This window comes from Nocardia lasii, from assembly GCF_042658545.1.
GTDB lineage: Bacteria > Actinomycetota > Actinomycetes > Mycobacteriales > Mycobacteriaceae > Nocardia > Nocardia lasii.
In genome coordinates this window covers 108,720-122,518 of record NZ_JBHSQN010000001.1, presented here as the reverse complement: position 1 = coordinate 122,518, position 13,799 = coordinate 108,720, and the positions used below count along the sequence as shown (strand labels likewise).

General features: G+C 70.1%; 14 protein-coding genes. 7 read left to right on the top strand and 7 right to left on the bottom strand.

The features are described 5' to 3' along the window. The 4 genes from ACFP3H_RS00610 to ACFP3H_RS00595 are packed head-to-tail and all read right to left on the bottom strand — an operon-like array spanning position 1 to position 2,184. Positions 1-360 (bottom strand): YbaB/EbfC family nucleoid-associated protein, encoded by a 360-nt coding sequence (locus tag ACFP3H_RS00610; RefSeq protein WP_378598043.1) that lies wholly within the window; start codon positions 358-360, stop codon positions 1-3. Next, a complete protein-coding gene (locus ACFP3H_RS00605) occupies positions 357-710 on the bottom strand; it encodes a hypothetical protein (RefSeq protein WP_378598041.1) in 354 nt (117 codons plus the stop codon). The genes ACFP3H_RS00610 and ACFP3H_RS00605 overlap by 4 nt, the downstream gene beginning before the upstream one ends. Next, entirely contained in the window at positions 707-1,858 is a 1,152-nt protein-coding gene (locus ACFP3H_RS00600; RefSeq protein ID WP_378598039.1) for a C40 family peptidase, read from the bottom strand. The genes ACFP3H_RS00605 and ACFP3H_RS00600 overlap by 4 nt, the downstream gene beginning before the upstream one ends. Further along, complete coding sequence (locus ACFP3H_RS00595) at positions 1,855-2,184, bottom strand: type VII secretion target (protein WP_378598037.1); 330 nt, start codon at positions 2,182-2,184, stop codon at positions 1,855-1,857. The genes ACFP3H_RS00600 and ACFP3H_RS00595 overlap by 4 nt, the downstream gene beginning before the upstream one ends. A 149-nt stretch (positions 2,185-2,333) precedes the next feature. Here ACFP3H_RS00595 and upp point away from each other — a divergent pair, with 149 nt between their 5' ends. Continuing rightward, a complete protein-coding gene (upp, locus tag ACFP3H_RS00590; RefSeq protein ID WP_378598035.1) occupies positions 2,334-2,957 on the top strand; it encodes a uracil phosphoribosyltransferase in 624 nt (207 codons plus the stop codon). Positions 2,958-3,077: 120 nt separating this feature from the next. On the opposite strand, the gene ACFP3H_RS00585 is transcribed toward upp, so the two are convergent. Together ACFP3H_RS00585 and ACFP3H_RS00580 are read right to left on the bottom strand one after the other, a co-directional pair. Next, complete coding sequence (locus ACFP3H_RS00585) at positions 3,078-4,580, bottom strand: phospho-sugar mutase (protein ID WP_378598033.1); 1,503 nt, start codon at positions 4,578-4,580, stop codon at positions 3,078-3,080. Further along, positions 4,581-5,360: a purine-nucleoside phosphorylase gene (locus ACFP3H_RS00580; protein WP_378598031.1), complete on the bottom strand. Its 780-nt coding sequence runs from the start codon at positions 5,358-5,360 to the stop codon at positions 4,581-4,583. A gap of 93 nt (positions 5,361-5,453) precedes the next feature. Here ACFP3H_RS00580 and ACFP3H_RS00575 point away from each other — a divergent pair, with 93 nt between their 5' ends. The 3 genes from ACFP3H_RS00575 to ACFP3H_RS00565 all read left to right on the top strand — a co-directional run bounded on the left by ACFP3H_RS00575 (position 5,454) and on the right by ACFP3H_RS00565 (position 8,695). Then, positions 5,454-6,155 carry an enoyl-CoA hydratase-related protein gene (locus tag ACFP3H_RS00575; RefSeq protein WP_378598029.1) on the top strand — a complete coding sequence of 234 codons (702 nt, stop codon included), beginning with the start codon at positions 5,454-5,456 and terminating at the stop codon, positions 6,153-6,155. Positions 6,156-6,203: 48 nt separating this feature from the next. Beyond that, positions 6,204-7,406 (top strand): M20 family metallopeptidase, encoded by a 1,203-nt coding sequence (locus tag ACFP3H_RS00570; protein WP_378598027.1) that lies wholly within the window; start codon positions 6,204-6,206, stop codon positions 7,404-7,406. Positions 7,407-7,531: 125 nt separating this feature from the next. Next, a complete protein-coding gene (locus tag ACFP3H_RS00565) occupies positions 7,532-8,695 on the top strand; it encodes a M20 family metallopeptidase (RefSeq protein WP_378599568.1) in 1,164 nt (387 codons plus the stop codon). A gap of 119 nt (positions 8,696-8,814) precedes the next feature. Here the strand turns inward: ACFP3H_RS00565 and ACFP3H_RS00560 are convergent, their stop codons facing one another. Then, positions 8,815-9,276, bottom strand: a complete 462-nt coding sequence (locus tag ACFP3H_RS00560; protein WP_056819179.1) for a gamma-glutamylcyclotransferase family protein — start codon at positions 9,274-9,276, stop codon at positions 8,815-8,817. A gap of 211 nt (positions 9,277-9,487) precedes the next feature. On the opposite strand from ACFP3H_RS00560, the gene ACFP3H_RS00555 reads away from it, so the two are divergent. From ACFP3H_RS00555 to ACFP3H_RS00545, 3 genes are all read left to right on the top strand, one after another. Beyond that, positions 9,488-10,888, top strand: coding sequence for an NAD(P)H-quinone dehydrogenase (locus ACFP3H_RS00555; protein ID WP_378598024.1), 1,401 nt, complete (start codon positions 9,488-9,490; stop codon positions 10,886-10,888). A 285-nt stretch (positions 10,889-11,173) separates the two neighbouring features. Further along, positions 11,174-12,187 (top strand): hypothetical protein, encoded by a 1,014-nt coding sequence (locus ACFP3H_RS00550; protein ID WP_378598022.1) that lies wholly within the window; start codon positions 11,174-11,176, stop codon positions 12,185-12,187. A gap of 570 nt (positions 12,188-12,757) precedes the next feature. Then, on the top strand, positions 12,758-13,729 hold the full coding sequence (locus ACFP3H_RS00545; RefSeq protein WP_378598020.1) for a DUF8176 domain-containing protein: 972 nt from the start codon (positions 12,758-12,760) through the stop codon (positions 13,727-13,729). Positions 13,730-13,799 lie beyond the last annotated feature (70 nt).

Here is a 13,799-nt window from a genome sequence, read left to right as displayed (position 1 = left end):
CTAGCTCGAGCGCCGGGCACTATCCGGCCCGGGTGCGAAGTGCCCGGAGGGCTGTGCACCGGGTCCGGCGAGCGATTCGTTCAGCGTCGCAATGATGTTGGAACGTTGCGCACCGGCGGTCTCGGTGGCCTGTTTGCAGGCGGTCAGGATGAGCTGCGCGGCCTCGGGCGGGGCGAGTGCGGTGATGGCCTCGTCCAGTCGCAACGCGACCAGGGCGCCGTCGGAGTTCACCTCGGCGGTGACCAGTCCGTCCTCGGTGGTGAAACGCCCGTTGACCTGCTTCAACCCGTACAGCGCCGCCTCGAGCGCCTCGAGTTTTCCGGTGACGCCCGCGACCAGGGCATCCATTTCCGCGCTCACAGTGGCCTCATCCAACTCGTCTGACCGGTGTCGGCGTCGTCGATGCGGTCGAGCTCGTCGACCGCCTGGCGCCGGGTGGGCAGGTTCATCTTGTCGAGCAGTTCGTCGGGGATCTGCGCCTGTTCGGCGTAGACCTCGCGCAGGCGCGCGGCGGCGGCGATGGTCGAACGCCGGGTCAGGCGCAGGATCTCGTCGGCGAGTGCCTGGGCGCCGTACTGGTATTCGCTACGTTCGAACTTGATCGCGATCGGCAGACCCATGCTGGTGGCGCGGACCGAGATGGTGCCCGAGCGGTTACTGCTGACCGCGGACTCCACATTGGGCACCTCGGGGATCGGGGTGCCGGTCATGAGGTGGGCCTGTAGAAGCCGTAGAACTCCATGCCACTGTTCTCCGTTCGAATGGAACTGATCGAGACCGGATCGCCTGCCTCGACGAGCTGCCCGTTGCCGACCACCATGGCGACATGGCCGTCCCACACGGCCAGATCGCCCGGCATCAGGTCACCGGGGGATACCTGGGGGTTGCCGATGTGCTGTTCCTGGGCCAGGCGGGGCAGTTCGACCCCGGCCTCGCCGTAGGCGTACTTGGTGAGCCCGCTGCAGTCGATGCCGGAGCCGGGGGAGTTGCCGCCCCACACGTACGGGGTGCCGACGGCGCCGATGGCCGAGCGCACCGCCGTGGCGGCCTTCTCGTTGGGGGCCTCGACCACGCTGCCGTCGGGCAGGGTGATCTTCACGCCGGTGCCGTCGGTCGACGAACCCGCCGAGGAGCCGGCGGACGCGCCGTTGCCGGTGCCGTTGGTGCCGTTGCCGCCGGTGCTCGTCTTCGACCCGTTGCTGCCCGAACTGCTGCTGCTCAGGGCCGAGGACAGTCCCGAGGCCACGGTGCCGAGCAGGGAACTGCCGGTGCTCGCCGCGGTCGACAGGCCCGAACTCGACACCGAGGACAGCAGATTCGACGCGCCCGAGGCCACGCTGGCCAGTGACGTGCTCGACGGCGCGGGGGTGAGGTCCTGGATGGCGGCGGTCTGGGTGCCGAGTTCGTCCTGCACCCGACCCACCACGCCCATGCCCTGGCCGATGTGGTCGATGGCCGAGGCCACCACGGTGGTCAGCCCCGCGGGCGTGCCGAGCGCGGGGCCCAGTGCCGACACCTGCGCCAGGAACGAGTTGACGATCCCGTCGAGCTCCTTCTGCCCGGTCTGCACGTAGGCCGCGGCCTGGTCGACCACGGTCGCCATCTCGGTGCCGGTGTCGGACAGGGTGGCCGAGGAGGTCTGCACGCGCAGGGCCTTGGCGGTGACAGCGTCGACGGCCTGACCGTCCCACACGGTGTTGACGTTGTTGATGCTGGACTTGCTCAGCGCGATGATCTGATCGAGATTGGTTGCGGTGGAACGCAATCCGTCGGAGGGGCCGCCGGTGCCGAGCACGCCGGAGCCGAAGCTCGACAGCAGATCGAGCAGGGGTTGAGCCAGGCCGCTGAGGTCGATCATGCGTCGGTGCCGATGTCGCCGGCGGCCGCGATGAGCGGGGCCGCGTTGTTCAGGTCGGTCTCGACCAGGGTGGTCGCGGCGCTGGCGGTGGCCAGGCCCATGCTGCCCATGACCGCCGAGAGCTGGCCGATCGCGGCCACGTGGCCCGCGTGCGCGGCCGCGTAGGCGGTGGTGAAATCGCCGCCGATCAGGCCCATCACCGGGCCGAGCAGCGTCGGATCGGAGGCGATGGAACCGGCCGCCGCCGTCGCCAGGTCCGTGGCCATCACCTCGGCAGCCCCGCTGTAGGCCATGATGCCCTCGGCATCGGCCGACATTTTCCGCATCGAACTTCCCCCAATCCTCGTCAGTTCACCGGGCAGAGTACGTCACTCACTATCTTGGACGCACCGACTCCGCATTCGGTTCCCTCCCACCGCGAAATTTTCCCCTGCGGTCGTAGGCGCGAAGTGCCTGGCGACCCTATCGTCTTTTCATGCGCACCGACACCGTGGACCATCCGCTCGCCGCGACCCTGCTCAGCACCATGCGCGACGCGCGCACCGACAACGCCACCTTCCGCAATGCTCTGGCCGACCTCACCGGCATCCTGATGTACGAGGCGCTGCGCGACGCGCCCGTGGTGCGAACCCCGATCGACACGCCGGTCGCAGTCACCGACGGCGTCCGGCTGGCCTCGCCGCCGCTGCTGGTTCCGGTGCTGCGGGCCGGACTCGGCATGGTCTACGCCGCCGCCGAGCTCGTTCCCGAGGCCCGCGTCGGCTTCGTCGGCATCGCCCGCGACGAACAGACCCACGAGCCGGTGCCCTACCTGGAATCGCTGCCCGCCGACCTGAGCGGCCTGCCCGTCTTCGTGCTCGACCCGATGCTGGCCACCGGCGGCTCGATGCGACACACCATCGAACTGCTCGTCGCCCGCGGCGCCACCGACATCACCGCGGTCTGCGTCGTGTCGGCCCCCGAAGGCGTTGCCGCCCTGGCCGATTCGGGTCTGCCGGTGCGCCTGGTCACCGCCGCCGTCGACGAGAAACTCAACGAGAACGCCTACATCGTCCCCGGCCTCGGCGACGCGGGCGACCGCCAATTCGGTCCCCGCTGACCTGTCCGCCGCCGGGCGAACAAGGTCGGGGTGGTCGTACGTGCCACGCCGCGGGCAGCGGCGTCGCCGGACGAACAACGCCGGATAGTCGCCACCGCCCCGAGCAGCGCGTGACGGCCCTTAGTCGTCCGCCAAGCCTCGGCAGTAGGCGGCCAGCTGGGAAAGCCGGTGGGCGGCGCGCGCTCGCGCGTCGTCCAGGTCGGCCCGATCGGCGACCGGCGCGAACACCTCCAGGTAGCACTTGAGTTTGGGTTCGGTCCCCGACGGCCGAACGACGATGCGGAAATCCGCGGCGTCGAAGATCAGCGCGTCGGTGCGCAAGCGACCGCGCACCAGCGCCTGATCGGTGAAAGTCACCGGGGTACCGGCGATCTCGGCCGGTGGATCCGCGCGCAGTTTCGCCACCAGCGCGCTCGCGGCGGCCTGGTCGGCCAGCCGCAACGACACCTGGTCACCCGCGTGCAGGCCGAATTCGACCGCGTAGGAGTCGAGTTCGTCCTGCAACGTCCGCCCCCGCGCCTTCAGCAGGGCCACGAGGTCGGCGGTGGCGACGGCGGCGGAGATGCCGTCCTTGTCGCGGACCTTGCTCGGATCGACGCAGTGCCCGATCGCCTCCTCGTAGGCGTACACGAGCCCCTCACCGGCCCTGGCCAGCCATTTGAAGCCGGTGAGGGTCTCGGCGTAGCGGGCCGAGCGCGCGGCGGCCAGTTTCGACAGCAGCCGCGAGGACACGATGGTCGTGGCCACCAGCGGATCGGCCGGGCGGGTGCGCAGCACGTAATCGGCCAGCAGCACGCCCGTCTCGTCCCCGCGCAGCATGTGCCAGCCACTCGGGCCCGGCACGCCGACAGCACAGCGATCGGCGTCGGGATCGAGCGCGATCGCCACGTCCGCGTCGATGCGTTCGGCCAGCGCCAGCACCAGATCGGCCGCCCCCGGCTCCTCCGGATTGGGGAAGGCGACGGTCGGGAAATCGGGATCGGGCGCGAATTGCTCGGCGACCATGTGTACATCGGTGAACCCCGCCGCGGCCAGCGCCCGCACCGCGAGCTCACCGCCCACTCCGTGCAGCGCGGTCAACGCGATCCGCACCGGCGCGCGCTCACCCGGACCGCCGAGCAGCTCGGGCAGTTGCGCGATCCGCGCGAGATAACGATCGACCAGATCCGCCCCGGATGTCGGAACAGCTTGCCGCGCAACAGGTTCCACGACAGCCTCGATCGACTTCTCGATCTCGCTGTCGGCGGGCGCGATCAACTGCGAACCGCCGTCGAGATACACCTTGTACCCGTTGTCGGCGGGCGGATTGTGCGAGGCGGTGATCTGCACGCCCGCCACCGCGCCCAGCTCCCGCACCGCGAACGCCACCACCGGCGTCGGCACCGGATCGGGCAGCACCGTCACCGGGAATCCGGCCGCCGTGAAGATCTCGGCCGTGGCCGTGGCGAACTCCGCCGACCCGTGCCGCGCGTCGCGCCCGACCACCACGACCCCGCCGCCCAGGCACCGATCCCGCAACCACGCGGCCAACCCGGCCGTGGCCCGCGACACCGTGGTCACGTTCATCCCGTCGGGGCCCTCGCGCAACGGTCCACGCAGGCCCGCGGTCCCGAAGCGCAGCATCTACACGCGCTCCAGAATTCCGCGCAGCAGCTTGCCGAGTCGCGGCGCGGCGGCCTGTCCCTCGGCCAGCACCTCCGCGTGCGACAGGTGCTCACCGGTGACGCCGGCGGCCATGTTGGTGACCAGCGAGATCCCGAGCACCCGCGCCCCCCGCGAGCGCGCCTCGATCGCCTCGAGCACGGTGGACATGCCGACCAGATCGGCGCCGAGGGTGGCGAGCATGCGGATCTCGGCGGGCGTCTCGTACTGCGGACCGGTGAGCCCGGCGTACACGCCCTCGGTGAGGCTGGGGTCGATCTCCCTGGTCAGCGCCCGCAATTCGGGGTCCCAGGCATCGACGAGATCGACGAACCGAGCGCCTTCGAGCGGGGTGCGCGCGGTGAGATTGAGATGGTCGGCGATCAGTACCGGATCACCCACGCGCAGCCCGGCGCGCAGCCCGCCCGCGGCATTGGTGAGCAGCACGATCTCCGCGCCCGCCGCGATCGCGGCGGCCACCGGGTGCACCACCTGCTGGGGCGTGTAGCCCTCGTAGAGGTGCTGGCGGCCCATCAGCAACAGCACGTCGTTGTCGTTCACGGTGAGCGAATGGACCATGCCGCCGTGGCCCTGGGCGCTCGGCTTGCCGAAGCCGGGCAACTCGACCATGGGCAGGGAGGCGTGTGGCGCCCCGATCTCGGCGGCGGCCTCCTGCCACCCCGATCCGAGCACCACGGCCACGCGATGGCGTGGCACTCCCGTACGTTCGGCGATCGCGGCCGCGGCCTGTTCGGCAGTCATGTGAGGAGTGTATTGCCGGGCGCCGACACGTGCCGCCCGCGCGCTCGCTACCCACGGGTAAGCACCGGCTCGTGGTTGCCTTATTCTCGCTGCATGCCGTATTTGGAGCGCTCTGGTGATGTTTTCGTCCTGTACCTCGGCAACGAGGGCGAGACCGACAACGAGAACCGTTTCTCGCCGGACTGGATCAACGCCTTCCACACCGCACTCGACGAGGTCGAGGCGTCCGAGGGTGCCGCCGCGCTGGTCACCGTCGCGACCGGCAAGTTCTACAGCAACGGCCTCGACACCGACTACGTCTTCGGCAACCTGGACAAGATCCACGGCTACCTCGACAGCGTGCACACCCTCTACACCCGCCTGCTGACCTTCCCGATGCCGACCATCGCCGCGGTCAACGGCCACGCCTTCGGCGCAGGCGCCATGCTGGCCACCGCCCACGACTTCCGGGTGATGCGCGGCGACCGCGGCTTCTGGTCGCTGCCCGAGGTGCACCTTGGCATGCCGTTCACCATCGGCATGAACGGTTTGCTGAAGGGTCGCCTGAGCAACCAGGTGTGCGTGCAGGCCATGACCACCGGCTACCGCTTCGGCGCCGACGAGGCCATCGCCGCGGGCATCGCCGACGCCAAGGCCGACGCCGAGCAGGTGCTGCCCACCGCGATCGCCCGCGCCGCCGCGCTGACCAGCCTGCGCAAGCCGATCACCCCCATCATCAAGACCGCGCTGCACGCCGAATCCCTCGCCGCACTGGCCGTCCCGGTCACCCCGGAGAACCTGCCCTTCGGCAACTGAGCTGCTCGCCGGTGCGCCGCTGTCGGGCACTGATGCAAGACTGGAGGTATGGCACCCTCGCGCACCGGCGAACGCTCAGCCACCGCCTCCGACGCCGCGATCGGTGCTGCCTCGGCTGAACTGATCGCGCTCTCGCACGCGATCCACGCCGAGCCCGAACTGGCCTTCGCCGAGACGCGCAGCGTCGCCAAGGTGCTCGCGCCGCTGGTCGAGCGCGGTTTCGAGGTCACCACCGGCGTGGCCGGGCTGTCGACGGCCTTTCGCGCCGTCTACGGCAGCGGCCCGCTCACCGTCGGCATCTGCGCCGAATACGACGCGCTGCCCGAGATCGGGCACGCCTGCGGGCACAACATCATCGCCGCCTCCGCCGTCGGCGCCGCGCTCGGCCTTGCCGCGGTCGCCGACGCGCTCGGCCTGACCGTGGTCGTACTCGGCACGCCCGCCGAGGAGAGCGGCGGCGGCAAGGTGCTCATGCTGGAAGCGGGCGTGTTCGACGACATCGCGATGGCGATGATGGTGCATCCCGGCCCCGCCGACATCGTCGGCGCGCGGTCGCTGGCGCTGGCCGATCTGGCCATCACCTTCCACGGCCGCGAGGCGCACGCCAGCGCCGCCCCCGAACTCGGCCGCAACGCCGGCGACGCGGTGACCGTTTCCCAGGTTGCCCTCGGCTTGCTGCGACAGCATTTACACCCCGGCCAGCAGCTGCACGGTATAGTCTCCGACGGTGGCGTAGCCCCCAACATCGTGCCCGGCCGCGCGGAACTGCTCTATTACCTCCGCGCCGCCGACTCCGGCTCCCTCGACGACCTGATGCGCCGAGCGAAGGCCTGTTTCGAAGCGGGCGCCCTGGCAACCGGCTGCACCCACGACATACGGACGCTCGCGCCCACCTATACCGAGCTCACCCCCGATCCGATTCTTTCCGCTGCCTACCGCGCGCAGATCACCGGACTGGGACGGGTGCCGATCGCATCCGAGCTCGAGGTGCTGCGGCCGCTCGGCAGCACCGACATGGGCAATGTCACCAACGTCATCCCCGGAATCCACCCGGTGATCGGCATCGATGCCGGTGGCGCCGCGACCCACCAGCCCGCGTTCGCCGCCGCCGCGGTCAACGCCTCGGCGGATCGGGCGGTGCTCGACGGCGCGTTGGCGCTGGCCCGTACCGCTGTCGCCGTGGCGGGCGATGAAGTACACAGAGACAGGTTGTTGCAACGGCTGATCGAACGACAGGAGGACATTCGGTGAGCATTTCCGGCCATCCGGGCACCGCACGCGCAGGCTCCGACGCGCTATCGATGGGCATCGGTGCCCGAGCGATGACGCGCGAGACCGCGGCGTGTCCGACCGTGCGGGACACCGAAACCACACTCATGTCGGGAACCGAGATCGTCGACGCGTGGCTGGCCGAACACACCGGCGACCTGGTGGCGTGGCGTCGCCACATCCACGCCAACCCGGAACTGTCGCGCGCGGAGTTCGCCACCACCGAGTTCGTCTCGGGCTGGCTGACCAAAGCCGGACTGAGCTGGGAGGTGCTGCCCGGCGGCACCGGGTTGATCTGCGATTTCGGGCCCACCGACCGCCCCCGCATCGCCCTGCGCGCCGATATGGACGCGCTGCCGATGCAGGAGTTCACCGGCCTGAGTTTCGCCTCCGGCGTGCCGGGCGTGTCGCACGCCTGCGGGCACGACGCGCACACCACCGTGCTGCTCGGCGCGGGCCTCGCGCTCGCCGAAGCCGCCGACAAGCTGCCCGTCGGCGTGCGGTTGGTGTTCCAGCCCGCCGAGGAAGTGATGCCCGGTGGGGCGCTCGACGTGGTCGCGGCCGGCGGCATGGTCGGGGTCGATCGGATCTTCGCGCTGCACTGCGACCCGCGCCTCGAGGTCGGCAAGGTCGGCGTGCGGACCGGGGCCATCACCTCCGCGGCCGACACGGTCGAACTGGTGCTCGACTCACCGGGCGGACACACCTCGCGACCGCACCTGACCAGCGATCTCGTCTACGCGATCGGCACCGTCATCACCGGCCTGCCCGGCCTGCTGAGCCGCCGGGTCGACCCGCGTACCAGCACGGTGATGGTCTGGGGCGCGGTGAGCGCGGGCAAGGCGCCCAACGCGATTCCGCAGACGGGGATGCTCACCGGCACGGTCCGCACCGGGGATCACGCGACCTGGTTGCTGCTGGAACCGCTGGTCCGCGAGATCGTCGAGGGGCTGCTCGCGCCGACCGGGGTGCGCTACCAGCTCAACTACAAGCGCGGGGTGCCGCCGGTGGTCAACGACCCCACCTCGGCGCTGATGTTCGAGAACGCCGTCCTGTCGATGGGCGAGGAAGCTCTGGCCGATACCCCGCAGTCGGGCGGCGGCGAGGACTTCTCCTGGTACCTCGAGGAGGTACCGGGGGCGATGGCGCGACTGGGTGTGTGGTCGGGCGTGGGGGAGCAGTTGGACCTGCATCAGCCGACGTTCGATATCGATGAGCGGGCGTTGGCGGTGGGTGTGCGGACGCTGGCGAACATCGTGTTGCAGGGGTAGCAGCACAGAAGAACATGGGTAACTCGCCGGGGACGGGCTAACTGCCCACCCCCGGAGAGTTTGCCGCGTCCGGAGCGCAACCCCCCACCTAGGTCAGGCCAAAAATCGCGGGGAGGCGGTCAAGCGCCGGGGCCTACGTTTTTGCTGTTTCTCGTGCGCAGGGCGTGGACGTAGTCCTCTGGGGCGCCCGCTTTTTCGGCCGCGTCGGCGATGACGCCGATGTAGCGGGCCGAGGGGAGGCCGCCCTCGTAGGCGTCCAGGACGTAGAGCCAGGCCAGGCGGGACTCGCCCTGGGTTCCGGTGACCCGGATCCTGATCTTCTTGTGGATTCCGAAGTCGGAGCCCTCCCAGCGGTCGAGGCTGTCCTCGTCCTCGGGGGAGACGTCGTAGAGCACGACGAATACCCGGGAGCCGGGATCCTCGACGACGGTGGCCAACGGCCCTTCCCAGCCGATGTCGTCACCGGCGAAGGTCAGGCGCCAACCCTCCAGCCACCCGGTCCCGGACATGGGCGAATGCGGGCAGCGTTCCAGCATCTGCGTCGAGTCCATGTTGGACCCGTAGGCGGCATAGATCGGCACCATCGAACTGTAGCCAATAACCGGGGCGGAATTCCCCTCTCCCACCCAGATCGGCTCACCGTCACACTCGCGAGGCCCGCGAAACACGCGCATCGTTGTTCACCGATCCGACCCGGGCACGTCACACAACACCTGAAAGGATGGGTCGACAAGCACGGGACGGGCCTCACGAGGGACCGATCCGATCAGGCGAACACAAGGAGCGTGACTGGTGGCACGGATTGCGATCATCGGCGGTGGACCGGCCGGATACGAGGCGGCACTGGTAGCCGCCCAGCACGGGGCCTCGGTGACCCTGGTCGACGCCGACGGCATCGGTGGCGCCTGCGTGCTGTGGGATTGCGTGCCCTCCAAGACCTTCATCGCCTCGACGGGTCTGCGCACCGATCTGCGCCGCGCGCGCGATCTGGGCATCACCCTCGACGCCGACCAGGCCAAGGTGCATCTGCCCGAGGTGAACGCGCGCGTCAAGGCGCTCGCCCTGGCGCAGTCCTCCGATATTCGCGCCAAGTTGCAGGCCGCGGGCGTACAGCTGCTGCCCGGGTACGGCGAATTGGTCGGTCCCGCACCGGGTCTGGCGCATCGTGTGCGCGCGAATCTGCCCAACGGCAGCAGCGAGGAGTTCGAGGCCGAGGTCGTGCTGATCGCGACCGGCGCGAGCCCGCGCGTGTTGCCCGGCGCCGAGCCCGACGGCGAGCGCATCCTGAACTGGCGGCAGCTCTACGACCTGCCGGAGCTGCCCGAGACGCTGGTCGTGGTCGGATCCGGTGTCACCGGCGCCGAATTCGTCTCCGCCTACACCGAGATGGGTGTGCCGGTGAAGCTCGTGTCCAGCCGCGACCGCGTGCTGCCCGGCGAGGACGCCGACGCGGCCCTCGTGCTAGAGGAAGCGCTGGCCGAACGCGGTGTCGAGCTGGTCAAGCACGCCCGCGCCGACGCCGTGGAGCGCACCGCCGACGGCATCGTGGTGAAGCTGTCCGACGGCCGCACCGTCACCGGTTCGCACGCGTTGATGACCGTCGGCTCCACCCCCAACACCGAGAACCTGGGCCTGGAACGGGTCGGCATCGAACTCGATCGCGGCGGATACCTTCGCGTGGACCGGGTTTCGCGCACCTCGGTGCCCGGCATCTACGCCGCGGGCGACTGCACCGGCCTGCTGCCGTTGGCCTCGGTGGCCGCCATGCAGGGCCGCATCGCGATGTATCACGCACTCGGCGAGGGCGTGAGCCCGATCCGGCTCAAGACCGTGGCCTCCGCGGTGTTCACCCGGCCCGAGATCGCGACCGTCGGCGTGAGCCAGACCGCCATCGACAACGGTGAGGTCCCCGCCCGCACGGTCATGTTGCCGCTCAACACCAATCCGCGCGCGAAGATGTCGGGGCTGCGGCGCGGCTTCGTCAAGATCTTCTGCCGCCCGGCCACCGGCGTGGTGATCGGCGGTGTCGTCGTCGCGCCGATCGCCTCGGAATTGATCCAGCCGCTGGCGCTGGCGGTGCAGAACAATCTGACGGTCACCGATCTGGCACAGACCTTCTCGGTGTATCCCTCGCTCACCGGCTCGCTCACCGAAGCGGGACGTTTGCTGATGCGCCACGACGACCTGGACTGAGCTACGGGCCACGCCGATGTGAAACGAATCACCGGTCTCGCGGGTTTCGAATTGTGTTGTTCGACAACGACGCTCGACGATCCTGGGCTGTCCTCACATCGGCGTTTCCGCAGGCGGAGCCCAGACGGCGCGAAACCTACTGCTGCGTTGCCTGTCCCGCGCTCATGTGGTTGACTCACCGCCGAGACGCGATCAGTTGCGATCGTGTGGGAGCAGTGGGGGATTCCCTCCGGGAAAGGGATACGAAAAGTGAAGCATCGTAAGCCGAGTCGGGCGCAGCGAGCGATGGCCAGCACGTCGTTGCCGTTGGCCGCCGCGGCGGCAGTGGCAACCCTCCTCGCGGCACCGGCAGGCGCGGTCCCCAGTGACCAGCCCTCCACGCCCGCCACACCGGCTCCTGCGCAGCCGGGTCAGCCTTCGGGCGAAGCGGAAACTCCGGAAACCCCGGAAAACGTCAAGCCGGGGGAGAACAAGCCGGGTCAGACCAAGCCGACCCCGGTCCAGCCGGGCGTCACCAGCCCCGCACCGGGCACGCCGGAGAGCACGCCGACCACGCCGACGCCGAGCCAGCCGGGCGTCACCAGCCCGCGTGTCGCGCCGCTGCCGGTGCCCGGTCAGAACCAGCCCGCGGTGCAGCCGGAACGCGCCACCCCGGATCAGCCGGGCGCCACCACGCCGGGCACCGACACCCCGGGTGTCGACACCCCCGTGGCCACGCCGAGCCAGCCGGGCACCGCCACCCCGCAGCAGACCCAGCCGTCGGTTCCGTCGGGTCAGGGCAGCCAGGCCGAGGTCGAGTCCCCGGACACGCTCGTCCAGACGCCGAAGGAACCTGCCTGGCAGGCCCCGCGCCTGGAGAACGCGCCCGCCGCGCCGGTCGTCGAGATGGAGGGCCCGCGTCAGGAAGTCGGCGCCACCATCGACGGTGCGGGCTTCCTGGCCAACACCCATCACTACAACAACGCCTCGGGCTACGTCGGCACCATCGGCTACCGCACGCCCGACGGCGGCTTCGGTGACGCCGGTGTCTCGGTCGAGTACATCGGCGAGAACTCGGTCAAGGTCACCACCTTCAACGGTGGCGACGGCCGCGCCGACAACACCACGGTGACCGTGCTCGACACCACCCAGGCCAACCTGGCCAAGGCCGCGGTCGAGAACTGGATCAAGGCGCAGCCGGGCGGCACCGCCGCACTCGACGCCGCCGCCAAGGCCACGCTGCCGGTGCCGGGCGAGGTCCTGCAGTCGTTGAACGTCGCGGGTGTGAATACCCAATGGGGCGGCTCGCTCCAGTACTGACACGCAGTACCTTGTGTGGGGCGGTCGCCTACGACCGCCCCACACGTGTGTCGGAGGGGAAAGGGATAGAACTTGGGCACCGAAGGTGACGAGAACGAACGCGGCCGGCGTCCGGCTGCGGATTTCGGTCCGCCCACAAGCGATTTCGGTCCGCCGGTCGGGGATTCCGGGTTCGGTGCGCCTGTTCCCGCGACGCCGCCGCCGGTGCCGAACGGTGCGCCCGAGCGGGGGTGGCGGCCGGCTGGTCCGGCTGGTGCGCCTGGTCCTGCCGGTCCGTCCGGTGCGTCGGCTCCTGCCGGTTCGTCCGGTGTCGCGCCGGGACCGTTCGGTGCTCCCTCCGCCGCGCCGGGACCGTTCGGTCCGCCCACTGCCGCGCCCGGTCCGTTCGGTCCGCCCGCCGGTCCCTTCGGTGCGCCGGTCGCGGATCAGCCGCCGGTAGCCCCTGTCGCGCCCGCTTCCGGTCCGTCGGCCGCGCCGTTCGGTGGTTCGGTCCCGCCAGGGCCCGCTGTCGGCCAGACGCCGCCCCGACTTCCCGAGCGTTCCGCCCCCACCTCGGTCTTCGGCGACGCCGTGGCCACCCCGCCCCCCGTCGCGCCGCCGGGACCGTCGGCCTTCGGTGGCCCGGTCGGTGGTTCACCCGCCGCCGATCCGACCGTGCGTTTCGGGGCCGAACCGGCGCGTGCGGAGTCCTCGGTCTTCGGCGATTCCGTTCCGGTGACCTCCGGGCGCGAACTCACCGAGGTGATCCGGCGCGGTCGCCCCGTCACCAAAGACGCTGTGCCGCAGCCCCCTTCGCCCGAATCGCTGCCGGAGGTGGTTCGACCGCCCGAGGGTACCCGCACGCCGCTGTTCGCCGAGAAGCCGAAACCCGCCGGCGACAAGTGGTGGGACCAGCCCGACGAGGACGGCGCGATCCCCAAGCCGCCCGCCGAGCCGGGCCTGTCGTGGGCCGACGACCCGATCGCGCGGCGCCTCGCCCCGAAGAATCCCGTGCCGGTGGCGCCCCAGCGCGACGAGGCCGACAAGAAGCGCCTGTACTGGATCGTCGGCGGCGCGGGCGCGGCGGTGCTGCTCGTGGTCGCGCTGGTGTTGACGATCGCGGTGGTCAAGCGCGGGGGCGGCGACGATCCCGCCGTCACGGCCGCGCCGGTCACCTCGGCCGCCTCCGGTGCCGAATGTCGTGCTGTCGCAGAGCAATCCGTGACGGTCGGCAACGGGCCGGGTGACACCACCTCCGGTTCGCGCGCCATTCTCGGCTTCCAGTACGCCTTCTACGTCGATCGGTCCGGCGCGAAGGTGCGCGAGTACACCGCGCCCGACGCGGTGAACATCATGTCGGCCGAGGTGATCCAGGACGCGATCGACAACGCGATCCCGGTGGGCACCACGCACTGCGTGAAGATGCGCGAAACCGCGATCGGCCGCTACGACGTGGAACTGCGCGAGCAGCACCCGTCGGGTTCCTCGGTGGTCTACAAGCAGGAAATCGTCACGTCGAACACCGATGGAAAATGGCAGGTCAAGTCCATCGACGCGCGCTAGCGTCTCGCTATCTGGGATAAGAATTTCATACTCTGGTCAGTGATATGCGATCGTGGGCTATCGCGTCCCC

Bases quoted from the DNA above. Each gene is read 5' to 3' on its own strand.
- ACFP3H_RS00570 (WP_378598027.1), top strand. From the start codon at position 6,204: ATGGCACCCTCGCGCACCGGCGAACGCTCAGCCACCGCCTCCGACGCC.
- ACFP3H_RS00605 (WP_378598041.1), bottom strand. From the start codon at position 710: ATGACCGGCACCCCGATCCCCGAGGTGCCCAATGTGGAGTCCGCGGTC.
- upp (WP_378598035.1), top strand. From the start codon at position 2,334: ATGCGCACCGACACCGTGGACCATCCGCTCGCCGCGACCCTGCTCAGC.
- ACFP3H_RS00565 (WP_378599568.1), top strand. From the start codon at position 7,532: ATGTCGGGAACCGAGATCGTCGACGCGTGGCTGGCCGAACACACCGGC.
- ACFP3H_RS00595 (WP_378598037.1), bottom strand. From the start codon at position 2,184: ATGCGGAAAATGTCGGCCGATGCCGAGGGCATCATGGCCTACAGCGGG.
- ACFP3H_RS00580 (WP_378598031.1), bottom strand. From the start codon at position 5,360: ATGACTGCCGAACAGGCCGCGGCCGCGATCGCCGAACGTACGGGAGTG.
- ACFP3H_RS00575 (WP_378598029.1), top strand. From the start codon at position 5,454: ATGCCGTATTTGGAGCGCTCTGGTGATGTTTTCGTCCTGTACCTCGGC.
- ACFP3H_RS00600 (WP_378598039.1), bottom strand. From the start codon at position 1,858: ATGATCGACCTCAGCGGCCTGGCTCAACCCCTGCTCGATCTGCTGTCG.
- ACFP3H_RS00550 (WP_378598022.1), top strand. From the start codon at position 11,174: ATGGCCAGCACGTCGTTGCCGTTGGCCGCCGCGGCGGCAGTGGCAACC.
- ACFP3H_RS00585 (WP_378598033.1), bottom strand. From the start codon at position 4,580: ATGCTGCGCTTCGGGACCGCGGGCCTGCGTGGACCGTTGCGCGAGGGC.